17 protein-coding genes are annotated in these 23,829 nt (G+C 70.9%); 8 read left to right on the top strand and 9 right to left on the bottom strand.

Translation table 11 applies throughout. From position 1 onward, the window contains the following. Window positions 1-119: 119 nt before the first annotated feature. On the top strand, window positions 120-524 hold the full coding sequence (locus CLT74_RS01130) for a thioesterase, FlK family (RefSeq protein WP_099851079.1): 405 nt from the start codon (window positions 120-122) through the stop codon (window positions 522-524). 49 nt (window positions 525-573) lie between these two features. Next, on the top strand, window positions 574-1,410 hold the full coding sequence (locus CLT74_RS01125; RefSeq protein ID WP_099844879.1) for an MBL fold metallo-hydrolase: 837 nt from the start codon (window positions 574-576) through the stop codon (window positions 1,408-1,410). A gap of 72 nt (window positions 1,411-1,482) precedes the next feature. Here the strand turns inward: CLT74_RS01125 and CLT74_RS01120 are convergent, their stop codons facing one another. Further along, on the bottom strand, window positions 1,483-2,418 hold the full coding sequence (locus CLT74_RS01120) for a PfkB family carbohydrate kinase (protein ID WP_099844878.1): 936 nt from the start codon (window positions 2,416-2,418) through the stop codon (window positions 1,483-1,485). 400 nt (window positions 2,419-2,818) lie between these two features. On the opposite strand from CLT74_RS01120, the gene CLT74_RS01115 reads away from it, so the two are divergent. Beyond that, entirely contained in the window at window positions 2,819-3,934 is a 1,116-nt protein-coding gene (locus CLT74_RS01115; RefSeq protein ID WP_099844877.1) for a lytic polysaccharide monooxygenase, read from the top strand. Between the two features lie 59 nt (window positions 3,935-3,993). Here CLT74_RS01115 and asnB read toward each other — a convergent pair whose 3' ends face one another. Next, a complete protein-coding gene (asnB, locus tag CLT74_RS01110; RefSeq protein WP_099844876.1) occupies window positions 3,994-5,955 on the bottom strand; it encodes an asparagine synthase (glutamine-hydrolyzing) in 1,962 nt (653 codons plus the stop codon). Window positions 5,956-6,088: 133 nt separating this feature from the next. On the opposite strand from asnB, the gene CLT74_RS01105 reads away from it, so the two are divergent. From CLT74_RS01105 to CLT74_RS01095, 3 genes are all read left to right on the top strand, one after another. Continuing rightward, window positions 6,089-7,576, top strand: coding sequence for an aminopeptidase P family protein (locus CLT74_RS01105; protein ID WP_099844875.1), 1,488 nt, complete (start codon window positions 6,089-6,091; stop codon window positions 7,574-7,576). Between the two features lie 359 nt (window positions 7,577-7,935). Beyond that, on the top strand, window positions 7,936-9,702 hold the full coding sequence (locus tag CLT74_RS01100; RefSeq protein ID WP_099844874.1) for a hypothetical protein: 1,767 nt from the start codon (window positions 7,936-7,938) through the stop codon (window positions 9,700-9,702). A gap of 349 nt (window positions 9,703-10,051) precedes the next feature. After that, window positions 10,052-11,722, top strand: coding sequence for a hypothetical protein (locus CLT74_RS01095; protein WP_099844873.1), 1,671 nt, complete (start codon window positions 10,052-10,054; stop codon window positions 11,720-11,722). 118 nt (window positions 11,723-11,840) lie between these two features. Here CLT74_RS01095 and pulA read toward each other — a convergent pair whose 3' ends face one another. From pulA to CLT74_RS01070, 5 genes are all read right to left on the bottom strand, one after another. Further along, window positions 11,841-17,333, bottom strand: a complete 5,493-nt coding sequence (gene pulA, locus CLT74_RS01090) for a pullulanase-type alpha-1,6-glucosidase (RefSeq protein WP_099844872.1) — start codon at window positions 17,331-17,333, stop codon at window positions 11,841-11,843. A 113-nt stretch (window positions 17,334-17,446) separates the two neighbouring features. After that, window positions 17,447-18,136 carry a cellulose binding domain-containing protein gene (locus CLT74_RS01085; RefSeq protein WP_486581881.1) on the bottom strand — a complete coding sequence of 230 codons (690 nt, stop codon included), beginning with the start codon at window positions 18,134-18,136 and terminating at the stop codon, window positions 17,447-17,449. 91 nt (window positions 18,137-18,227) lie between these two features. Beyond that, window positions 18,228-19,100, bottom strand: a complete 873-nt coding sequence (locus tag CLT74_RS01080) for a hypothetical protein (protein WP_143697001.1) — start codon at window positions 19,098-19,100, stop codon at window positions 18,228-18,230. 155 nt (window positions 19,101-19,255) lie between these two features. Next, entirely contained in the window at window positions 19,256-19,645 is a 390-nt protein-coding gene (locus tag CLT74_RS01075) for a hypothetical protein (RefSeq protein ID WP_099844870.1), read from the bottom strand. A gap of 37 nt (window positions 19,646-19,682) precedes the next feature. Next, entirely contained in the window at window positions 19,683-20,342 is a 660-nt protein-coding gene (locus CLT74_RS01070) for a hypothetical protein (RefSeq protein WP_099844869.1), read from the bottom strand. A 19-nt stretch (window positions 20,343-20,361) separates the two neighbouring features. Here CLT74_RS01070 and CLT74_RS01065 point away from each other — a divergent pair, with 19 nt between their 5' ends. Next, window positions 20,362-20,550, top strand: a complete 189-nt coding sequence (locus CLT74_RS01065; RefSeq protein WP_199172444.1) for a hypothetical protein — start codon at window positions 20,362-20,364, stop codon at window positions 20,548-20,550. An 8-nt stretch (window positions 20,551-20,558) separates the two neighbouring features. Here CLT74_RS01065 and CLT74_RS01060 read toward each other — a convergent pair whose 3' ends face one another. After that, window positions 20,559-22,346, bottom strand: a complete 1,788-nt coding sequence (locus tag CLT74_RS01060; protein WP_099844867.1) for a right-handed parallel beta-helix repeat-containing protein — start codon at window positions 22,344-22,346, stop codon at window positions 20,559-20,561. 349 nt (window positions 22,347-22,695) lie between these two features. Here CLT74_RS01060 and CLT74_RS01055 point away from each other — a divergent pair, with 349 nt between their 5' ends. Next, window positions 22,696-23,349 (top strand): C39 family peptidase, encoded by a 654-nt coding sequence (locus tag CLT74_RS01055; protein ID WP_099844866.1) that lies wholly within the window; start codon window positions 22,696-22,698, stop codon window positions 23,347-23,349. 97 nt (window positions 23,350-23,446) lie between these two features. Here CLT74_RS01055 and CLT74_RS01050 read toward each other — a convergent pair whose 3' ends face one another. Then, a complete protein-coding gene (locus tag CLT74_RS01050) occupies window positions 23,447-23,806 on the bottom strand; it encodes a VOC family protein (RefSeq protein ID WP_099844865.1) in 360 nt (119 codons plus the stop codon). Between the last annotated feature and the right edge of the window lie 23 nt (window positions 23,807-23,829).

The raw sequence follows: 23,829 nt of genomic DNA, 5'->3' as shown, positions 1-23,829 counted from the left end.
GCAGGAGCACCTGCGCCGTCGTGGCGGGCAGGCGCAGGAGCAGCTGCCCCGTCGTGGCGAGCATGACGCATCTGCCCGGCCGCGTGATCCCGGTCTCGCCGAGCACCTACGCTGTGGCCATGCGGGAGTCATCGGATCAAGCCCTGGCCCCGGGTCTGACCGCCCGGGTCGAGTTGACAGTCACCGACGCCGACACCGCTCAGGCGGTCGGTTCCGGTGACGTCCCGGTGCTCGGCACGCCACGGGTGCTGGCCCTGGCCGAGGCGGCCACGGTGGCCGCGACCGCCCGCCACCTGCCCAGCGGCTCCACCACCGTGGGCACCCGGGTGGAGCTGGAGCATCGGGCCGCGACGCCGGTGGGCCGTACGGTCGCGGCGCAGGCCCGGCTGACCGAGGTCGACAGGCGTCGGCTGGTGTTCGAGGTCGACGTCACCGAGGGCGGGCAGACCGTCGCCGAGGGACGGGTGGAGCGGGTCGTGGTCGACCGGCTCCGGTTCATGCAACGCGCCGGTGGGGCGGCATGACCAACACCGGCCGGTTCATCGAGATCACCCAACACGCCGGTGGGACGGCATGACCACCACCGGCCGGTTCGTGGAGGTCGCCGAGCGGGTGCTCGTGCTCCGTGAGCCGGTGCTTGCGGTGAACGTCACGCTGGTGCTGGGCGACGGCGCGGCGCTGCTCGTCGACACCCTCTCCACCGCCGGGCAGGCGGCCGAGCTGGCCGCCGCGGTGCGCGTGGTCACCACCGACCCGCTGACGCTTGTGAACACCCACCACCATTTCGACCACTGCTTCGGCAACGCCACGCTCGCCGGTGATCCGCCCCGGCCGGTATGGGCCCACGATGTGGCCGCCGCGGCGATCCGCGACGAGCCGGACCGGCTGCGCCGGGAGGCGTACGCGGAGCTGCACGCCGGGCATCCGGAACTCGCCGCCGAGCTGGCCGACACCGCGCTGCTGGCGCCCACCCACATCGTGCGTACCGAGGCGGTCCTCGACGTCGGTGGCCGACGGGTGGTGCTGCGCCACCCCGGGCGGGGCCACACCGACGCCGACCTGGTCGTGCAGGTGCCCGACGCCGACCTGCTGGTCGCCGGTGACCTGGTCGAGCAGGCCGGTCCGCCGGCGTTCGAGGACTCGTACCCGTTGCAGTGGCCCGACGCGCTGGCCGAGCTGTCCCGGTCGATCTCGTCTTCGACGGTGGTCGTACCCGGGCACGGCGAGCCGGTCGACGCGGAGTTCGTCCGGGCCCAGCACGCTCAGCTCGTGGAGTTGGCCTGGCTGATCCGGGCCGGGCACACCGGCGGCGCACCGCCGGAGCGGGTCGCCGCCGACGCCCCGTTCCCGGCCCGCCACGCGTTGACCGCCGCCCGGCGTGGGTACGCCGAACTCGACGGCACCGCCTGACCTCGTCACCGTGGCTGCGGCGAACTCCTGTCGAGTTCGAGGCCCGGGTACCCCTCGGGCCGGGTTGGCCCGTCAGTCGCCGAAGCGCTGGCGCACCTCGGCGCGGGTGGGCATGGCGACCGCGCCGCCGGGCCGCTCGCAGACCAGACCGGCGACCCGCAGCGCGTAGCCGACCCGCTCGTGCCAGCCGGCGGCCTCGACCGGCTCCCCGCCGGTCAGCAGGTCGGCGACGAGGGCGGCCATCACCGAGTCACCCCCGCCGGTGGCGTCCACGGCGTCGACGGTCGGGGCGGGTACGCGTACCGGATCGGCAGTTGCGGCGGCGACCACCGCGCCGGCGGCCCCGAGGGTGACCACCACTGTGGCCGCGCCCAGTTCGCGCAGATACACCGCCACCGACTCGACCGGCTCGCCCGGATAGAGCAGTTCCGCGTCAGCGGCGCTGAGCTTGACCAGGTGCGCCCCGGCGGCGAACTCGGCGACGACCTCGCGCAGCCCGGCCAGCGCCTGCGGGCCGGACAGCAGCCGGGGACGGACGTTCGGATCGAACACTCGCAGCCCCGGGGCCGCCGCCCAGGCCCGGCGGGCGGCGGCCAGCGTCGTCGGGGCCAGCAACACGATCGAGCCGCAGTAGAGCACGTCGGCGCCCTCGACCAGCGCGACGTCGAGGTCGTCGGGACCGAGCAGCGCGTACGAGGGCGGCTCGCCGTAGAAGCGGAAGTCCGGCTCGGCACCGGAGAAGGTGGCCACCGCCAGCGTGGTCGGTACCGCGGCGGTGACCGCGCCGGCAAGTCCCACCTGTTCGGTGGTGAGGAAGACACGGATCCGGTCGGCGAGCACATCGTCGCCGAGCGACCCGACGAACTGCACCGCGCCACCGAGCCGGGCGACCCCGACGGCGACGTTCAGCGGTCCGCCGCCGATCGCCTGCCGGTAGACCGGCGCACCGTCGCACTCGGTGTCCAGCAGGTCGACGAGCGCCTCGCCGAGCACCACCGCGTATCCCATCGTCAGGTCCTTCCGTCTGCCGTACGTGATGCCCAGGCTGGCACAGCGGGTGTGTGCCGGGGCGTGGAAGCCACGGTATTGGCGGGGGCTGCGCGCTGCGCACCGGGCCCGATTCACACATCGAGCGGTGGCTATTGCATCCCGCGACCCGGCGTGGTGGGATGATGATGCCGGGTGGCGCGGGGGCTGCGCGTCCACCGGCGCCGGGCTTCACATCGCGCGAGGGCATTCACGCGTCGACACTCCGCTGGCGACAGCGTGCCGGTTGGGCCATCCGTCCCCATCCGCACGGTCGCCGCGTAGTCGCATCCGCCCCAGCAGCGGGGGCGGCACCAATCCGCCATCCCGCGCGTTCGGCGGGGCGCACCCACGCAATGCGCCCCGCGAGTCAGGAGAACCCGTGCAACGTCCACGTTTGGCCGCGCTCGTCACTGCGGCTTTCACTCTTCTCGCGGGGGCGGTCATCGTGATCGCCACCCCCAACCCGGCTGCCGCGCACGGCGCGGCGATGACGCCGGGTGCCCGTACCTTCCTCTGCTGGCGCGACGGCCTCACCCAGACCGGTGAGATCAGGCCGAACAACCCGGCCTGCGCCGCCGCCGTGGCCCAGAGCGGGACCAACTCGCTGTACAACTGGTTCAGCGTGCTGCGTTCGGACGCCAACGGTCGGACCACCGGTTTCATCCCGGACGGCCAGCTGTGCAGCGGCGGGGCCACCGGCTTCCGTGGCTACGACCTGGCCCGCAACGACTGGCCGCTGACGCACCTGACCGCCGGCCGGTCGATCGAGTTCAAGTACAGCAACTGGGCCCACCACCCGGGCACGTTCTACTTCTACGTGACCCGCGACAGCTGGAGCCCGACCCGGGCGCTGGCCTGGAGCGACCTGGAGGCCCAGCCGTTCCTGACGGTGACCAACCCGCCGCAGCGCGGCGCGGTCGGCACCAACGACGGCCACTACTACTTCACCGGCAATCTGCCGTCGAACAAGAGCGGCCGGCACATCATCTACTCCCGGTGGGTCCGCTCGGACAGCCAGGAGAACTTCTTCGGCTGCTCCGACGTCGTCTTCGACGGTGGCAACGGTGAGGTGACCGGCATCGGCGGCAACCAGACCACGCCGCCGCCGAACCCCACCACCCCGCCGCCGAACCCGACCACCCCGCCGCCGAACCCGACCACGCCCCCGCCGAACCCGACCACGCCGCCGCCGGGTCCCGGTGGCTGCACGGCCACCGTCAAGGTGACCAGCAGCTGGTCCGGTGGGTTCCAGGGTGAGGTCGAGATCAGGAACACCGGCAGCTCGGCGTTGAACGGCTGGACCGCGAACTGGAGCTGGCCCAGTGGCCAGCAGATCAGCCAGGTGTGGAACGCCAGCCAGACCACGTCCGGATCATCGGTGACGGCCCGCAACGTGTCGTACAACGGCTCCGTCGCGGCCAACGGCAGTACGACGTTCGGCTTCCTCGCCAGCGGCAGCGGCGCGACGCCCACGGCGACCTGCTCCAGCAGCTAACCACCAGCACCACGAAGGGGGCCCCTCGCGGGGCCCCCTTCCGCTTGTCCGCGTGTCGGTCAGCGCACCATGGAGCCGACGACGGGCTTGGTCAGCAGGGCCGACTGGTTGCGTTGGATGCCCGGGTCGAGGGTCTTCGCCACGAAGATCGCGTGCCAGATGCAGAAGATCAGCACCGTCCACACCTTGCGCGAGTGGTCGAACTCCTCCCGCTTGTGCTCCTCCAGCAGGCGCAACGCGTACGACAGGTCGAGCAGGTCGCCGGCACCGGAGGTGGACAGCACGTGTCGGGCCCACTCGTACATCTCACCGCGCAGCCAGACCCGGGTCGGGGTCGGGAAGCCCAGCTTCTTGCGGTTGACGATGGCCGGCGGCACCACGCCCTGCAACGCCTGGCGCATGGCGTACTTGGTGGCGTCGGAGCGCGGCGGCAGCTTCAGCTCCACCGGGATCTTCGCCGCCACCTCGAACACCGCCCGGTCGAGGAACGGCACCCGCACCTCAAGCGAGTGCGCCATGGAGATCCGGTCCGCCTTGACCAGGATGTCGCCGCGCAGCCAGGTGTAGAGGTCGACGTACTGCATCTTGGTGACGTCGTCCAGCTCGGTGCACTCGGCGTAGATCGGCGCGGTCACGTCGGTGTAGCGCACCGACGGGTCGTAGCGGCGCAGCAGGTGCTGCTTCTCCTCCTCGGTGAACATCCGGGCGTTGCCGTAGTAGCGCTCCTCGATCGGCGTGGTGCCGCGCTCCAGGAAGCTCTTGCCCTTGACCCCCTGGGGGATCGCCTTGGAGACCGCCCGCAGGCCCTTCTGCACCCCGCCGGGCAACCCGTTGACGCCGCTCAGCGAGAGCGGCTCCCGGTAGATCGTGTACCCGCCGAAGAACTCGTCGGCGCCCTCGCCGGAGAGGACCACCGTGACGTGTTCGGCGGCCTTCTTCGCGACGAAGTAGAGCGGCACCAGGGCCGGGTCGGCGACCGGGTCGTCCAGGTGCCAGACGATCTTCGGCAACGCCTCGATCATGTCCTGCGGCCCGATCTTGGTCGGGATGGTGGTCACGTCGAGGTGGCGGGCCGATTCCTGGGCGACGTCGATCTCGGAATATCCCGGCACGTCGTAGCCGACGGTGAAGGTGAGGATGTTCGGGTTGAACTCCCGGGCCAGGGCGACCACAGCTGTCGAGTCGATCCCGCTGGACAGGAACGAGCCGACCGGCACGTCCGAGCGCATGTGCATGCGTACGCTCTCGCGCAGCGTCTCCCGGATCTCGTGGTAGAGCTTCTGCTCGTCGGAGACCGGGGCGGGCCGGAACACCGGCCGGTACCAGCGCCGCACGTCGATCCGCCCGCCCGGCGTCCAGGTCAGGTACTCCCCCGAGCCGATCCGGCTGATCCCCCGGTGCAGGGTGCCGGGCTCCGGCACGTACTGGAGGGTCAGGTAGTGGCTGAGGTTGGCCGTGTCGACCCCGGCGTCCCCGGCGTACGCCGACTGGGCGAAGGGCAGCAGGGCCTTCTTCTCCGAGGCCAGGTAGAGCCCGTCGGCGGTCTCCAGGTAGTGCAGCGGCTTGATGCCGTAGTAGTCGCGGGCACCGAACGCGCGCCGCTCCTGCCGGTCCCAGATGACGAAGGCGAACATGCCCCGCAGCCGGGTGAGCACCTGCTCGCCCCAGTAGTGGTAACCGGCGACGATGACCTCCCCGTCGCCGTTTGTGGCGAACCGGGCACCGTAGTCGCGGATCAGCTCCTCGCGCAGCTCGATGTAGTTGTAGATCTCGCCGTTGAAGGTCAGCAGGTAACGCCCGTCGGCGTAGGGCAACGGCTCATGGCTGAGCGCGACGTCGATGATCGCCAACCGCTTGTGGGCGAAGACCCCGTCCGCGTACCGGCCGGAGGCGTCGCCGACCACCTCGACCCCGGTCTCGTCCGGGCCGCGGTGGTGCAGGCATTCCAACGCCCCGGCGATGTTGTCGCGGTGGGCGGCGGCATCGCCGCGCGCACTGAAGAAAGCCAGGAGTCCGCACATGTCCGTCATCTTTCCACGCGTGCTGATCGGTCGTCGCGGCACTGCCGGGCTCACCGCGACGGCCACCGGCGGCTCGGCCCGCGACCGCGTTCGCGGTACCGTCGGACCAGCAATGAGGCGAAGGGAGCGGGGCATGACCGAGGAACAGGAACGCACCGACGGCGAGCCGACCGACGGCACCGAGTCACACGACCCGGATTTCCCCCAGGCGTTCCTGTCGTTCATGCGGCAGGGCTGGCGGGACACCACCCTGCCGGTCGGCCCACGGCCGGAGGTACCGAACTACGCCAAGCGCCGGGCCGCCCTCTCGGCGGCCTTCCCGGGCGAGACGCTCGTGATCCCCACCGGCGGCGAGAAGGTACGCGCCAACGACACCGAGTACCGGTTCCGGCCGGGTAGCGACTTCGCGTACCTGACCGGCGACCACGACCCGGACGGCGTGCTGGTGCTGCGGCCGAACGGCTCCGGCCACGACGCCACGCTGTACATGCGTCCCCGCTCGTCCCGGGAGAACGACGAGTTCTTCCGCAGCCGTCACGGCGAGCTGTGGGTGGGCCGGCGGCACACCCTGACCGAGAAGTCGACCGAGCTGGGCCTGCCCACCGCCGACCTGACCGAGCTGGACACGGCGCTGGCGGAGCTGGCACCCGCGCGTACCCGGGTGCTGCGCGGCTTCGACACCCGGGTGGACACCGCGGTGCGGCCCTGGGACGGCCCGCGCGAGGAGGGGCAGCCGGCCCGCGACCGCGAGCTGGCCATCGCCATCTCTGAGCAGAAGCTGGTCAAGGACGAATGGGAGATCGCCCAGCTCCAGGAGGCGGTCGACGCCACGGTACGCGGCTTCGAGGACGTGGCCCGGGCACTGCCGGCCGACCGGGGTGTCGCCGAGCGGCTGCTGGAGGGCATCTTCGCGCTGCGGGCCCGGCACGACGGCAACGACGTCGGCTACGGCTCCATCGTCGGTGCCGGTGAGCACGCCACGATCCTGCACTGGGTGCACAACCACGGCGTCACCCGCCCGGGTGAGCTGCTGCTGATGGACATGGGCGTGGAGGGACGCAACCTCTACACGGCGGACGTGACGCGGGTGCTGCCGGTCAACGGCCGGTTCACCCCGTTGCAGCGCCAGGTCTACGACATCGTGTACGCCTCGCAGCAGGCCGGCATCGACGTCATCAAGCCGGGCGTGACCTTCAAGGACGTCCACCTGACCTGTATGCGGGTGCTCGCCGAGGGACTTGCCGACCTGGGGCTGCTGCCGGTGAGAGTGGACGAGGCGATGGACGAGAATTCCATGGTGTACCGCCGTTGGACGCTGCACGGCTTCGGGCACATGCTCGGCATCGACGTGCACGACTGCTCGAACGCCCGCAAGGAGATGTACCGCGACGGCACCCTGGGCGAGGGGTACGTGCTCACCGTCGAGCCGGGGCTGTACTTCCAGCCGGAGGACGAGCTGGTGCCGGAGGAACTGCGCGGCATCGGCATCCGGATCGAGGACGACGTCCTGGTCACCACCGGCGGCGCGGTGAATTTGTCGGCGGGCCTGCCCCGCCAGGCCGACGAGGTGGAGACCTGGCTGGCCGAGCAGCGCGAAGCCGGGCCGCGACTGCCTGGCTGACCGGGCCGCTCGACTGACCGCACTGCCCGACTGACCGCACTGCCCGACTGATCGGGCGACCCGCACTGCCCGACTGATCGGGCGACGCTGACGAGGGCGGGCCCCGTCGGGAGCTACGAGACTGTTGCTCCCGACCGGGGCCCGCCCTCGTCTGCCCTGCTCAGCCGCTTTCACCCCGATCCCGCGAGATGACGCAGTGATGCCCGATCAGGTGCTAATGCGGGGTTATTTCGGGTTCATCCTTCTCGCGAGGAACATTCTCATACGGTGGTCATCAGAGGCTGCAACCCATTTGTGGCTGCTCGCACCCATTCGCTCGGTGCGGGCCACTCTGTAGCAGGAAAGGGCGGAAGGCTCTGATGTCTGATGACGTGACCACTTCCTACGGTGGGCCGCCCCCGGCTCCGCCACCCCCGGCTCCGCCGGGACTTCGACGGCGAAAACTCTGGCTGACAGCGGGCGTCGCCGGTCTGACCGGCGTGGTCGGTCTGGCCGCCCTGGGTGGGGTGGCCGCCCGCGACGACCGACCCGGAAGCTCGGGCCGCACGGACGCGCAGTCCAACGCCCGGCAGAACGTCAGCGACGCCGGGAAGGCCGAAGCGACCGAGAGCGGCGATGCCAAGGAGTCGGCCGGCGAGCATGCCGGCCGGAAGGACGCCGGCCGCAAGGACGGCGTCGATGGGGACAAGCACCGGGCGCACGAGGTGCCCTGTGACACCGACAAGCTGATCCAGGCGATCGTGCACGCCAACCAGAACCACGGCGCCGTACTCAGCCTGGCCCGACACTGCACGTACGAACTGACCCGCAGCGACAACGGCAACGGGCTTCCGGTGATCACCAAACCGATCACGTTGAAGGGTGACGACAGCAAGCTCGTCCGCGCCGCGAACGTCGAACGGTTCCGCATCCTCAACGTCGGCCGTGGTGGTCACCTGACGCTCAAGGGCGTGACGGTCAAGGGTGGTCAGACCGCTCCGGGCATGACGCCTGCGGCACCGGCCACGGCCCGGGGACTCGGTGCCGTGGAACCGGCCCGGGTCGGGACCGCCAGGATCGACGCGGCCAGGGCCGCCGGGACCACGGCGGCCGAAACCGCAAAGGCCACCGAGCCCAAGGCCAAGGCCACCGGAGCGAAGGCCGCAACCGACGGAGCCAAGACGGCCAAGGCGGCCAACGCGGCCAAGGCGGCCAAGGCGGCCAAGGCCGGGACCGCCGAAGCGGATGCGGCGCCGCCGAGCATCGCCGCCGACGGTGTCGACGGCGGGGGCATCCTGGTGCAGCGGGGTGGTACCGCGGATCTGGAGCACACCCGGATCGTGCAGAACCAGGCGACCCGAAACGGCGGCGGGATCGCCAATTTCGGCACCACCACGATCCGCAGCAGCACGGTTGAGCAGAACAGCGCCGGCAGTTTCGGCGGTGGTGTGTTCAACGCGGGCACGCTGCGGGTCGAGGAGTCGAAGATCGTCTACAACACCTCGGGCACCGGGGGCGGCGGTATCGCCAACGGCTCCACGCCCAACGGCTTCGCCGGTACGGGCGGCACGGTCTGGATCTGGAAGAGCACGATCAGCCACAACCGGACCGGACTGCTCGGCGGCGGCGTCTTCGTCAACGGCGGCGACACCACTGCCGTCCAGAGCCACCTCACCGACAACACCAGCAGCCTCGACGGCGGCGGTCTGGTCGCGCTCGGGGACGGCCGGGTGAACCTGGAGCACGTGTTCGTCGTCCGGAACTTCGCGAGCGACGACGCCGGTGGCCTCGGGTTCGCCGAGGACTCCACGGCCGTCATCGCGCACAGCCTGCTCAAGGAGAACGTGGCCGCCAACGGCGCCGCCGGTGGCCTGTTCAACGACGGTGCCTCGGTGACCCTGCGGGACTCCGAGCTGTGGGCGAACCAGGCGACGGGTACGGGTGGTTTCGCGGGCGGCATCGTCAACCAGGACGGCGTCACCACGCTGATCCGGACCAAGGTCGCCGACAACGTGGCCACCAACCGACCCGGCGGTATCTACACCGACAACGACCAGGTGGAGATCGACCGGAAGTCCGCGGTGACCGGCAACCGACCGACCAACTGCATCGGCAGTCCGGTCATCCCTGACCGCTGCTTCGGCTGAGCCATCGCCGAGGCGAGCGACACGCAACAGGACAGCACCACCACATAGAGGGGCTCCTCCGTACCGCTGGGCGCTACGGAGGAGCCCCATCTTCGGCCCAGCCATCCCCACCAGGGCGTACCTGGCCGGTCAGCGCCGTCCGGGCGGTAGCCGCCCCGGCGTGCCGGTCAGCACGGGCCTGGGCGTCACCGACCACCGACGTACCCAATGTGGGGTTATTTCGGATAAGCCCTTCAGGCGAGGAACATTCTCATACGGTGGTTCTGGGAGCTACAACCGATTTGTAGCAGGGGACGCTCGCCTGTGCGTGACGACCCTGTCTGGTACGACGAGAGGGCAGAGAGCTCCGATGTCCAACTATGTAGCTAAGAACAACGCCAGCGAGCCGGAGGCGACGCCCAAGCGGCGTCGCAAGCTCTGGCTCGCCAGTGGCGTCGCCGGGCTCACCGGCGTGGTCAGCATTGCCGCCGTCGGCGTCGCCACCGGTGCCGGCGCGGTTGGTACCGATGGTCTGCGCTGGTCCACCGCCCAGCAGGTCAGCAGGGACGGCGACCAGAACGCGGTCGCCCCCGAGGGCCACAAGGGCAAGAAGGAGGACCGGGCCGACAACGCCGCCGACGAGCGCGCCCGGCACGACCAGAAGCGGGACGACGAGAAGAAGGACCACGGCAAGGATGTGCCCTGCAACAGCGACAAGCTGATCCAGGCGCTCGTCTTCGCCAACGAGAACCACGGCGGTGTCCTGAACCTCGCCAAGGGGTGCACCTACACCCTGACCCGGTCCGACGCGACCGACGGCACCGGCCCCAACGGTCTTCCGGTGATCACGGAGAACGTAGTGCTCAAGGGCCACGACACCAAGATCGTCCGGGATGCTACGGCCGAGGAGTTCCGGATCCTCAACGTGGGACGCGGCGGCAACCTGACCGTCAAGGGCCTGACCATCAAGAACGGCCAGACCTCGGCATTCGCGGTCAACGGTGACACCCCCGAAGCGGTCTGGTCGCGGTTCTCGAACTCCGTCGAGGCGACCAAGGCCGCCGAGGCGAAGAAGGAGTACCTGCCGCTGCTCCAGGCCGCGCCCAAGGGCATCGCGCTCAAGGCCAAGGCCAAGGCGGCTCCGTCGGTACTGGCCGATCCGGAATCCAACGACGGCGGTGGCGTGCTCGTGCAGCCCGGCGGCAGCGCCTCCTTCGAGGAGACGCACATCGTCGCCAACCAGGCCGGTGGCGTCGGCGGTGGTCTGGCCAACTTCGGCAAGGCCAGCCTGTACCACACCACGGTCGCCGACAACACCGCCTTCCTCTACGGTGGCGGCATCTTCAACGCCGGCGTCCTGCGGGTCGCCGCGTCGACGGTGAAGAACAACGATGCGATCATCGGCGGTGGCGGCATCGCCAACGGCGCGGCGTTCATCTTCCGGGAGGACATCGACGGCGGCACCGCGTGGATCGAGAAGACCGAGATCACCAGCAACGAGGTGCTCGGCTTCGGCGGCGGTCTGCTCGACATCGAGGGCAACACGACCGTCAAGTACTCGAAGGTCACCGGGAACACCGCGCTCCTGGCCGGTGCCGGGGTAACCGCGGCCGGCGACGACAGCACCCTCGAACTGGCACACGTCGAGGTCGCCAAGAACACCACGGCCGGCGTCGGCGGTGGTCTGGCTCTCGGCTTCGGCGCGATCGCCAACGTCGAGGAAACCAAGATCGTCGAGAACAAGGCGGGCTTCTTCGGCGGTGGCGTGTTCAACGGCACCGGTGAGGCGACCTTCCGGCACAGCGAGATCAGCGGCAACCGGGCCGTCGGTCCGCTGGGCGTCGGCGGCGGCATCTTCACCGTCGCCGGTGTGATCGACCTGGAGAAGACGAAGGTGGCGCACAACTTCGCCACTCTCACCGCTGGCGGCGTCTTCAGCTTCCTCGGTGAGGTGAACGTGGACGACAAGTCGGCCATCACGGCCAACAAGCCGACCAACTGCGCCGGCACCTTCACCCCGATCCCGAACTGCTTCGGCTGATCACCACCTGACCGGCTCCGCCGGACCAGGGTGACGGGACTTCGGCCCCGCCGGGACGATCCTGATGGATCGGACCGGCGGGGCCGGAGCATGTCCTGGCCTTCAGCGCCGCCAGGTACTACCGCTGGACGAAGACCGCCACGCTGCGCGCCGGTACGGTGAACGTGCCGCTGGACCCGTCGAAGGCGGCGGTACGCAGCACCGGGTCGGCCGAGGAGCGCAGCACCGGGTGCAGCGTCACGTCCGCCCCGCGCAGCCCGGTCACCCGCTGGGTGGCGGTCTCCGGGGTGGCGTTGAAGACCACTGTCACGGACTTCCACGCCCCACCGAGCCCACGGGCGTCGAGGGTCATGGTGAGCACCCCCGGTGTCTCGTCGGCACCGGACAGCGGGAAGGCGACCCGCTGCTGCACCTGCTTCGCGGTGGGCAGCCCGAAGACCGGCGACGAGGCCCGGATCCGGAGCAGTTCGGCGTAGCGGGCGTCGGTCAACTCGACAGCGGCGCAGTCCGGCACCAGCTTCGGATCGGCGAGCAGCGGCTTCGCGTACGGCCACTTGTCCCGGTTGTCCTCGGCCGGCGGCAGACCGATGCCGAAGCCGTTGCCCTGACCGCAGTCCCACCGGATCTGGTTGAACCAGTCCCCCGAGTTGTACGAGTTACGGTCCAGCGACTTGGACCGCAGCCGCTCGGTGCCGGTGGTGACGAACCCGGCCCCCTGGCCCATCACCACAGTGCTCAGGGCGAGCACCTGCATCCGGGCCCGATCCGTCGCCGAGGTCGCCTGCGGCAGTTTGTACGCCAGCGCGTCGTACAGGATCTCGTTGTCGTGCGCGTCGACGTAGGTGACCGCCTCGCCCGGCGCGGCGGTGTAGCCGGCCGGCGAGCCGTTGTAGTCCACGTCGGCCCCGGTGACCTGCCGACCCGCCGAGTCGACGAACCGGTAGCCGCGCAGGTTGCCGGTCAGCCCCACCTTGATCAGGTCGTGCTGGAGCAGCAACCGGGCCCGCTGCTCGGCGACCGAGCCGTTCACCGGATCGCCGTTCGGGTCGGTGAAGAGCCCGGAGGCGAAGCCCTGGCGGCGCGGGTTCTCGTCGAACGGGCCGCCGCCGCGTACCGCGTCACGCAGCCGGTCGTTGAAAGTGCCGATCCCGGTGCCAGCCATGTTGGCCTGCGTCGCCTGCACGAAGCGGGCGTCGTCGGCCACCTCGCCGAAGTTCCAACCCTCGCCGTAGAGCAGGATGTTCTTCCCGTCCACCCCGTCGCGGGCCACCGTCAGCCGGTCCAGCGCCTTGCGTACGGCCAGGATGTTCGCCTTCGGGTGGTGACCCATCAGGTCGAAGCGGAACCCGTCGACCTTGTACGCCCTCGCCCAGGTGACAAGCGAGTCCACCACCAGCTTGCCCATCATGGCGTGCTCGGGCGCGGTGTTCGCACAGCAGGTGGAGGTGGCCACCGTGCCGTCGTCGAGCAGCCGGTGGTAGTAGCCGGGGACGATCTGGTCCAGCACCGACTTCGGGTCGGTGCCGGCAGCCGAGGTGTGGTTGTAGACCACGTCCATGACCACCCGCAGGCCCGCGTCGTTGACCCCGGCCACCATCTGCCGGAACTCGGTGGTGCGCCGGGCACCGTTCGGGTCGACCGCGTACCCGCCCTCGGGAACCGTGTAGTGCAGCGGGTCGTACCCCCAGTTGTAGCCGTCGGTCTCCCGCACCGCCGCCACGCAGTCCTGCTGCCGCTCCGAGTCCGGCGGCAGCGCCGCCAGGTCACAGTCCGGCTGCCGCTGGTCGGCCCGGCGCTCGGGGATGGTGGCGAAGTCGAACGCCGGCAGCAGGTGCAGGTGGGTCACCCCGGCGTCGCTTATCGCCTTCAGGTGCCGCATGCCGGTGGTGGCCGGGTCGGTGAAGGCGAGGTAGGTGCCCCGCCGCTGCGCCGGCACGGTGTCGTCGGCGATGGAGAAGTCCCGCACCGACAGCTCGGAGATCTGCACCTTTGCCGAAGGCACAGCGGCCGGCTTGCGCAGCCGCGCCCAACCCGCCGGGGCGAGCGTCGGGTCGGTCAGGTCGACGATCTGGCTGTGCGTGGAGTCCGCCGCCAGCGCCACCGAGTACGGGTCGGTGACCGAGGCGGTGACCAGCTGCTGCGTCGCCGGCTGCCACGCCTGCACCCGGTAGCGGTAGTACGTGCCGCGCCAGGACCGCTGCCCGCGTACCGACCAGACGCCGGTGCGGTCGTCGCGGCGCATCGCCACCGACCGCGCGGTGGCCGTCGGCGTGTCGTACAGCTCCAGCGACACCGTCCGGGCGGTCGGCGCCCAGACCGACAGGGTCGGTACCCCACCGGTGAAGGTGGCGCCGAGTCGGGCCGAGGTGGCCGGCGCGTACACGTCGTCGAGCACGCCGGGGATCTGCACACCTGTGGCACCGAGCAGGGTGCCGTCGGCTGCCCGCTCGGTCACCAGCAGCTGCCCGCGCAGAGCCGCCGGCACCTTGGCCAGATCCCGCCGGTCCAGGGTGAAGGCCCGGTGGTCCCACAGGTGCGGGAAGGCCGCGCGCTGGGCCTCGGTGAGCCCGTTGCGCTGCGCGGTCAGCGGCAGTGAGGTGTACGTCCCGACCAGCTCACCGTCGACCACGCGCACCCCGCCGGCCGGCGCGGTCACCAGGGCGTACGCCCGACCGTCGGTGGGGCCGGCGCGCCAGGCCACTGTGGACCTGTCGATCCAGTGCGCCCGCTGCCTGGTGATGTCGGTGTCCGTAGCGGTGCCGGTGGCCGTGGCCGGCAGCAGCCGGCCCGGTGTCGCGGCGAGCAACCAGACCTCCCGGCCGGCGTCGGCGAAGTCGAGCCGCTGGTCCTGCGGCAGGTCCTTCTCGTCGCCGCGGTGGATGATGTAGCTGAGCCCGGTCGCGCCCTCGGCCAGCGGCACCCGGAACTCGGCGCCGAAGGAGTCGGTCCGCGTCGGCGGCATCGGCTTCGCCCAGTCGGTGGGCGTGGCCGCGCCGTCCCACAGGTGCAGGCCCCAGCCGTCGTAGTCGCCGTCGGGCCGGTGGTAGTGGATGACCGCGATGCCCTCCTCGACCGGCGGGGCGGGTCCGCCGGCGGCCTCCTCCCGGGTCTGGTACGTCGCCGGGTCGCCCTGCTTGACCCAGACCTCACCGGTCTGCGTCACGTCCACGGTCCGGTCGTTGTCGACGTCCTTGTTGCCGTTGGCGTCAACGACCAGGAAACCGACAGTCTTCGCCCCCGGCTTGAGCTTCACCCAGGCGAACCGACCGTACGCGTCGCTGCCCGCGAAGGGCTGTCCCTGCGGCCACTCGGTGGCGTACTCCGGATCGATGTCACCCCAGGCGTACAGCCCCCAGTCGGCGTAGTCACCGTCGGGGCGCTGGTGGTGGACCACCAGCCAGTCCCGCGACGAGCCAGGCTGCTCCGGGGTGCCGACGGTGGCGGTGGCGGTGGCGGACGCGGTGCGGCCCCGACCGTCACGGACCACCGCCTTGTACTCGATTGTCGTGCCGGCGGCCAGACCGGTCAGGTCGTGGTGCACCGTGTACGGCGCGTGGTGGGCGGAGCCGAGCAGCGTCCACTTCCCGCCGGCCACCCGGGCCGCCATCGTCACGCGCGCCAGCGGGTCGCCGGTGACCTGCGCGGTCACCTCGGCGCGGGTGGCCGGCGACCCCTCGGGAGCGGTGATGGTGATGTCCGGCCCGGCGTCGGGCAGTGCGACCGGCTTGTCCGCCCGGTGCACCACCGCCGACAGCGGCGGCACGGTCAGGGTCAGCTTGCCGTCGCCGGAGGCACCCGATCGGGTGGTGCTGCCGTAAAGACCGGTGAAGGTGGCGCCGGCCGACCAGGTGTCCACTGTGACAGTCTGCGCGGCGGCGGCGTTGTTGACCGCCACCAGGTACTCGGTGCGGTTGTCCGGATCGAATCGGGAGGCGGCGAAAACGCCGGGCCCGTCGGCGGCGTACCGGGTCACCTGCACACCGTCGCGCAGCGCCGGATGGGCCTGACGCAACCGGCCCAGGTCGGCGATGGTGCGGTAGAGCGGGTGGGCGCTGTCGAACTGGTCCTCGGCGTGGGTGCGGTCGGTGCCGAGCAGATCGTCGTCGAGGTAGTCGGCGGTGCGCGAGGCGAACATCGGCTGCCGGGCGTCCTTGTCGCCGCCGGCCCCGGTGAAGCCCTGCTCGTCGCCGGAGTAGATCACCGGCTGGCCCCGGGTGAGGAACATCAGCTCATGGGCGAGCTGGTCCCGCCGCAGATGGGTGGCCGGGTCGGTGGGACCGTTGGCGATGAACGAGCCGATCCGGCCCATGTCGTGGTTGCCGAGGAAGGTGGGCAACCGGCCGGCGTGGGTGTCCCGGGTGGCGTAGAGGTCGTCGCGGGCGTAGAGGTCGGCCAACGCCTTTGCTGATCCGTCGTTCGCGGTGTATCCGCGCGCCGCCTCCTGGAAGCCGAAGTCCAGCGTGGCGGGCAGGCCGCCCTGCCGCACGTAACTGGAGGCGATCTCCGGGTCAGCGCTGTACACCTCGCCGAACATGAAGAAGTCCTTCTTGCCGGCGCGGGCTGCGGCCTGCTGCACTCCCTGGCTGAACTGCGGCCAGAAGTCCATGTTGACGTGCTTGACCGTGTCCAGTCGGAAACCGTCGACCCCGGTGGACCGCACCCAGTCGGCGTAGATCTTCGTCATGCCCCGGACCACCTCGGGCCGCTCGGTCCACAGGTCGTCGAGGCCGAAGAAGTCGCCGTACTCGCTGTCCTCGCCGACGAATGTCGAGTCACCACGGTTGTGGTACATGCTCGGATCGTTCAGCCACGCCGGGACCTTGGCCTTCGCGTCGGCCCGGCTCTCGAAGACCGGGGTGTACGGGAAGGAGCCGCCGTCGACCTTCGGGAAGTCCCGGCTGCCGTCGGCGTAGTTGCGGTCCTCGAACGGCCGGCCCTGCGCGTCGCGGTAGGGCGCTGTCGCCTTGTCGACGTAGGTGTACGTGTCCTCCTCGTAGGCGATGACGTCGGCGGTGTGGTTGACGATGACGTCGAGGTAGACCTTGATGCCCCGCCGGTGGGCGAGCTGGACCAGCTTCTTCAGGTCGGCGGGGCTACCGAAGTGCGGGTCGACCTGGGTGAAGTCGGTGATCCAGTAGCCGTGGTAGCCGGCCGACACGTCGTCGTCCTCGCCCTGCACCGGCCGGTTCTTGAAGACCGGGGCGAGCCAGATGGCGGTGGTGCCCAGCCCTTCGATGTAGTCGAGCCGCTCGGTTAGTCCCTTGAGGTCGCCGCCCTGGTAGAACCCCTTGTCCGTGGGGTCGTACCCGGTGCGCAGCCGGTCGCCGGAGAGACCGCCCCGGTCGTTGCGCGGGTCGCCGTTGGCGAACCGGTCCGGTAGCACGAAGTAGAACTGCTCGGCCCGGCCCTGGCTGCGGCCGGCGTCGAGCAGGGTGGAGGTGGAGGGTTCGCGGTGCCAGGTGACGGCGCCGGTGGCGCTCGGTGGTCCGGTGACGGCGGACCGGCCGGCCGCGGCGGCGGGGGCCACCGCTACCGGCGTGCCGCCCAGGGTGACGGAGAGCAGGAAGACGAGGGCGAGCAGGATTTTTCGCGGTGTCGGCGGGGGTTTCATCGACGGCCTTCCTCTGGTCGCTGATTGGCCCGCACGCTAGCCCTTGCCGAAAGATTCTGCAATACCTTGCAAACAAGCCTGCAACACAGCAGACACTTGCGAAAGACGCGGGCCTAGAGGCCGCGGCAGGCCCGTCCCGAGACGCGGCAACTCGCTGGCCGCGGATCGGCCGACTCGATGTGGAAGCGCAGATACACCGATGATCCCGCCGCCAGATCCGGACCGCTGCGGTAGGTGAGCGTCCCGCCAGCGCCGCTGAACGTCCCCTGTGGAACACCCTCCAGCCAGGCGGTGACCACCCGCCCGCCCGGGTACTCCACCCGAGCCACCCACCCCTGATCACCTCGGGAGGTGTTGCGGATCAGCACCTCGGCGATGAAGCCGCCCTGAAACGTCTGCAAGACCTGGTAGCGCGCGTCGATCGGGGCAGGGGGCGGTGGGGCGGGCGTGGGCGCCGCCGCCGTACGGGACGGCTCGGCGGCCGGTGGTGCCGGCGTCGTAGGGGTGGGGCTCGGCGGGTCGGTCCGACGCGGGGAGAGCCCTGGTACCGCCAGCGACGGCGGCACCGACCCCTCCCGGCCCGCCGACGAGGCACGTTCGGGTATCGGCGCGGCGGCGACCGGCGGCTGCCCCGGTGGCACCGGCTGGAAGTCCGGCCCGGGGCCCCGGTACGCGCCGGCCGCGATGATCAGCAGCACCACCATGATGACGACCCCGATCGAGACCAGGATCCACGGCGAGGAAGCCACGGCGGTGGAGCCGGGCGGCGGAAACTGACGGGGCGCGCGACGCATACCGGACATGTCTCTCCTCTGCGGGCAGCCCGGCAAGCGTAACGATCTTCAGCGACGTCGAAAAGTGCCCGACGAATGACCGACTGTCCTGACAGTCGATTCAGCCGATCCCGCAGGACGTTCCGTTGACCGTGCACTGTGCCGGGTACTCCCCGCCCCCGATGCGCGTGAAACGCAGTTGCACCGACTGTTGCGCCCCGGCCGCGAGTGCGCCGGTTCCGCCGAGCACATACCAGCCGCTGCCCCTGATGGTCACCGAGACACCCGGGCCGCTGGAGGCCCGGATGCCGGTGACTCCGCTGGTAAAGCGCAACTCCACCTGCCAGTCACTGGACCGCCCGGTGCCGTTACGGACCACCAGTTGGGCCTCGAAGTAGTCCCCGTTGCCACTGTCCTTCACCCCGTAGCTGGCGGTGACCACCCCACCACCGTCGGCCGGTGCCGCCGGTGCGGACGCAGTCGCCGACCGACTGGCCTCCGGTCGCGCGGGCGCTCCACTACGGGACGGATCGACAGGTCGGGCCGGCGTCCCGACGGACTGCGTGGGTGAGCCGGTCGGGGTGGCCGAGGCCGTGGGACCGGCCGACCCGGCGGGGCCGGTCGAGGTGGTCGAACGTGCCGTCGGCGCCGACTCGGCGCTCTCCCCCGCAGCGCCCGGCAGGGTGATCGACGGACCTGGCGACCATGCCACCGGACGCTCGGGACCACGGAACGACAACAGCGCGACCACCAGCAGCACCGCCAGCACCGCGACACCGACCAGCACGACCACCCAGGGCGCGGACGAGATCATCCTGGACAGGGGATGCACACCGGCGGCGTCATCGCCGTTCCGGTCAGCGGTGACGGCGTCGCCGTTCCGGCCCCCGGCGGTGGCATCGCCGTTCCGGTCACCGGTGGCGGCACGGTTGCCGTCGCCGTACTGGTCACCGGTGGCATCGTCGTTGGCATCACCGGACGGCCGCACTGACATTGAGGTCCCCACTCGTCGTCGCCGACGCGCCAGCCTAGTCACGCGGGCCGGCGACGCGAAACGGGCAGGTGCCGAAGCCGTCCGACCCGCCCGGCGCACCGGACGTAACGACGTGCCGTACCTGACCTGTTGACGACCGCGGCCGTACCGGTGGCTCAGCCCGTCCGCACGACAGTGCAGATCGCGGGCCCCTCCGCGGTGCTGCGCAGCAGGTAGCGGTAGCGCTCACCGGGCACCTGCCGGCCCTGGCTGTCCAGGAACTCCCAGCGCACCGCCACCTCCACGAGCAGCGCGGAGACCTGCTGCACCTGCTCGATGTCGGCATGCGCCGCGACCAGCTCACGCTCGGTGTAGTCCGGCGCGGCGCCCACGAAGGACAGCGCGACGGCGGCCGGCGAGTTGAACGAGAAGCTGTAGGTGTCGGCCACCACCAGCCCGGGCAGGGCGTAACAACCGGCGATCGCCGGCAGGTCACCGGCGGTCAGCGCCACGCCGTACCTGTCGAAGAAGTCGGTGAGCGTGTCGAGATCGGTGGAAGCAGTCACAGCGCAAGCAATTGCCGGCGCGCACCTCGCCGAAACCTCAACGCGGTGGGATCCGCACCTCGATCTCGCTGCCCAGCCGCGCGCCGCCGTGCAGCCCCAGGTCGTCGCCGCTCCAGAACCGACCCGGGTCGTACCAGTTCGGTCGCCGGCCGGCCGGCAGCAGACCCATCGCCTCGTAGGTGACCGCGACGACCTCGGCGCAGTACGCGGTCTCCAGGTCCAGGTCCCGCGCCGCCGGGCTGCGGCGCCGGGACGCCGGCAGTGGCAGCCGGGGCGACGGAACCCGACCCCGCACCCACCGCCAGGCCAACTGGGCGGTGGACGGGAACGGCGTGCCGTCCAGCCGGGCGATGGTGCGCAGCACCGACCGCTCCATCTCCGCGTCGGCGGGCGGCTCCAGCTGGCGCAGCCAGCCACGCTGACCGTACCGGTTGGCCCAGACGCAGACCGCGTCCCGCAGGTCGTGCAGCTGCACCCCACGCTGGTGGGTGCCGGTCCACAGGTCCGGCAGCGACCGGCCCAGCTCGGCGTGCCACATCAGCGGTGGCATGTCGTCCAGCACCACCGCCATGCCCACATGGTTGACCGGGCTGTTGGTGGTCAACTGGATGGCCCGATCGGGCACGCTGCGGCCACGGAAGACCCACAGATCGCCGGTACGGGTCAGCTCCACCGCCTCGTCCAGGCTGATGCTCATAGCGGACTACCCTAAGCGGATGCGGCAACGGATGCGGTGGTGGAAGGTTCTCGGGTTGGCCGGTCTGGCCGGAGTCGCGGCCTCCGGCGTGGTGATCGCCCGGGCGGAACGACGGCGGCGCGCGTACACCCCCGAGGAGATCCGGGCCCGGCTGCGCGACCGGCACGCGGAGGCCAACTCGGTCGCCCCGGCCGACGAGGCCGGCTGAGGCGTCAGTCAGTCCACTTCGGCGTGGTTGCGGTCCCAACGGCCGCCGACCGGTTGGCGGTCCAGGCGCAGCGCCCCCTCGGCGTTGCCGGCGAGGTCGTTGTCCTCGATCCGGCACGAGACGCACACGCCCTGATCGCTGATCCACAGTCCGTAACTCTGTGTCCGGTCCGCACGGCTGTCCCAGATCCGGTTGCCGCGCACCGTCGCGGACTCGAAGTGGGCGTTCACCACGATCCCGGCCCGTACCGGTGCCGCCGCCGGCAACTCGTAGCTCGCGCCGGGTGGCGGCACGTCCTCGTTCCAGGCGATTGCCGCGTCCGGCCGCAGATCGGCCAGGTCCAGCTCCATCTCGGTGTTGCCGACCACGAGCGCCAGCCGGGACCCCACCCGGAGCAGCTTTCCGCGGTGCCCGTCGGGCTGCCACACCGCCGCTCGGTCGGACACGGCACGCCTGGCGTACCGCACCGATTCACCTGAACCGGTGGCCGCCGGGGCGCACTGCCGCCCGTTGCTGCGGATCCGGTTGTTCGTCACCGCCGCGTCGATCATCGGCCGGTCCACCCGGATCCCGTCCAGCCCGTTGTCCCAGAACTCGTTGCTGTCGATCACCACGTCCGACGCCGGGCCGTCGTAGCCGGTGCCCAGATCATGCTGGTGGTACCCGTACCACCCGTTGCCGCTGATCCGATTGCCCCGGATCGTGTACGGCCCGGGGGTGTTGCCCATGCTGATGCCGTCGCGGACGTTGCGGTCGATCACGCAGTCGGTCAGGATGCCGCCTCGACCGGCGATGCCCGCCGTACCGTTCGCGGAGACGTCGAAGCCGGCCTCCAGGTTCCCGGTGAGCGTGCAGGCGGAGACGATCAGGCCGTCGGCGCCCCAGTCGGAGATGCCGAACCGGTTGGCCTGGCTGTGACAGCCGATGATGCGGTAACCACGCGGCGGCGTCCAGTACGGCTTCTGCAACTCCAGGAAGATCCCGTTGGTGCCGTTGCCGAGGGTGGTGCAGTTGCTGATGGTGCAACGTTCCACCGCGCCCCAGCCGCCGACGCCGATGCCGATACCCGCGCCACCCCACTCCTCACCGTTGTCCAGTCGCCCGCAGCCGACCACCACCACGCCGTCGATCAGGCTGTCCTGGAGGAAGTCGCAGCCGAGTCCGGTGGCGCCGGTGTGGTGGATGTAGAGATTGCGGAAGACACCGCGCACGACGTACTGCAGGCCGAGCCCCTTGGCCAGATAGCTGTACTCCGCCATGGCCACGCCCGAGCCGTCGATCTCGAAGTCGGCGAAGGTGCAGTCGGCGATGTGGTGGTCCCGGTCGGCGCCGTGCTGCACCGTGGTCCAGTAGGCGAGCGGGGTCGGGTCGGCCCGGTTGCCCTCGTTGCTCAGGACGAACCGGGTCGCGCCCGGCCCCGCACCGACAAGTGACACCCCGCTGCGCCAGACCGTGCCCGCGTCCCGGATGGAGTAGATCCCCGGCGGGCAGTAGATGACGCGCGCCCGGCCGTCCGCGGCGTACCCCTCACCCAGTCGGTCGACGAGTGCGGCCAGCGCTGGCTGGTCGTTTGTCACGCCATCGCCCCGAAGTCCGAATTCAAGCGCGTCACACCACAGCGGCGCCCCGGCGACCGGAGACAGGCGCTCGCGGGTGGCGATGGACCGGCCCTGCAACCGCACGGACCTCTCCCCTCGGTGGTGGCCTCCTGCCCGCCCGGCTTTCCCCTTCACCCCACCCGAAAACGCCCCGCCCCGGGGCACCCGGGTGGTGCCGACGGCGGCCTGACACCGCATGTCCGTTATAACCTGGTATGAGGCGGCCGGGGTCACGCCTGCGGTGGAATCGCGGGCCCGGCCCGGTGGTTATACATGGCGTAACCGCGAGCGCCTCCCCGGCGCCGCCCCCGGCCCCGGTCGGAATGACCCCCCACCGCCGGGCGTTACACCCTCCGGTACACCGCCGAAGCCATCCGCCCTCCCCCACGCGAGGGCCCCCCGGAATGGCCCCGGCCCACCCGGCGTTACACCCGGACCCGGCACCGAACGCCGGACCAGCGCGTAGCACGTCTCCCCTTTCCGCACGGCCCACCCGCACCCCCGCGGGCCGCAGCCGCGCACACCCCCGACCGAAAGGTGCGACATCATGGCTACCACCATCCTGCGCAAGACCGCCCTGACCATCGCCGCAGCCGCCGCCACCGCCGGTGGCATCGCCGGCCCCGCCATCGCCGCCCAGGCCACCCCCGGCGTCCAGGTCAGCAGCGCGGTCGCCGACCGCAAGCCCGGCGGCGAACGCGAACTCGGCGTCCGCTACGAAGCCCAGCCCAACTTCTACTACTGCGGCCCCGCCGCCGCCCGCAACGCCCTGAGCGTGCAGGGCAAGAACATCGACGTCGACACCATGGCCAAGGAAATGCGCACCACCGAGGCCGGCACCAACTCCATCAACGACATCACCCCCGTCCTGAACAAGGAGACCGGCAAGGACGTCTACAAGTCGGTCGAGATCGCCGGCGCCAAGGCTGACGACAAGCAGACCGACAAGCTGCGCGACGACATCATCCGCACCATCGACGACGGCCGCGCCGTGGTCGCCAACATCGCCGGCACCGCCACCGACACCGACGGCACCCCCCACAGCTTCGAAGGCGGCCACTACATCAGCGTCGTCGGCTACCGCGACAACGGAGACACCGTCACCATCGCCGACTCCGCCAACCCCGCCCAGGCCTCCTACCGGATGAACATCGACACCCTCGCCGACTGGATCGCCACCCGCGGCTACGCCACCTCCTGACCCACCAAAACACCACCACGAAGGGCCGACCCCACCAGGGGTCGGCCCTTCGCCGTCCCCACCCCCGCACCCCGGCGCACCGCAGTGGCCGTGAAGGTCAGTGGGTGGTCGGGGTGAGGAACTCCAGGCGGTTGCCGTGGGGGTCGTGGGTGTGGAAGCGGCGCAGCCCGGGCAGTTCGTCGTCTCCCCAGGTGACCGGATAGCCCGCGGCGTCCAGCCGGGCGGCGAGGGTGTCGAGGTCGGGCCGCAGCAGGGCGGGGTGCGCCTTGCGGGCCGGGCGGAAGTCGTCCTCCACGCCGAGGTGCAGTTCGGCGCCGTACCCCCGGAACCAGCAACCACCGCGGGCCGCGAGGGCGGGCGGCTTGGTCAGCTCGGTGAGGCCGAGGATGTCGACGTAGAAGGCCCGGGACCGGTCCTCCGAGCCCCGGGGGCAGGCGAGCTGTACGTGGTGGATCATGGGTGCACCTCCCGTCCTCACGA

It is taken from the genome of Verrucosispora sp. CNZ293, assembly GCF_002754655.1.
The sequence above is the reverse complement of the archived record's forward strand: the minus strand, read 5'-3'. Positions and strand labels throughout refer to the sequence as shown.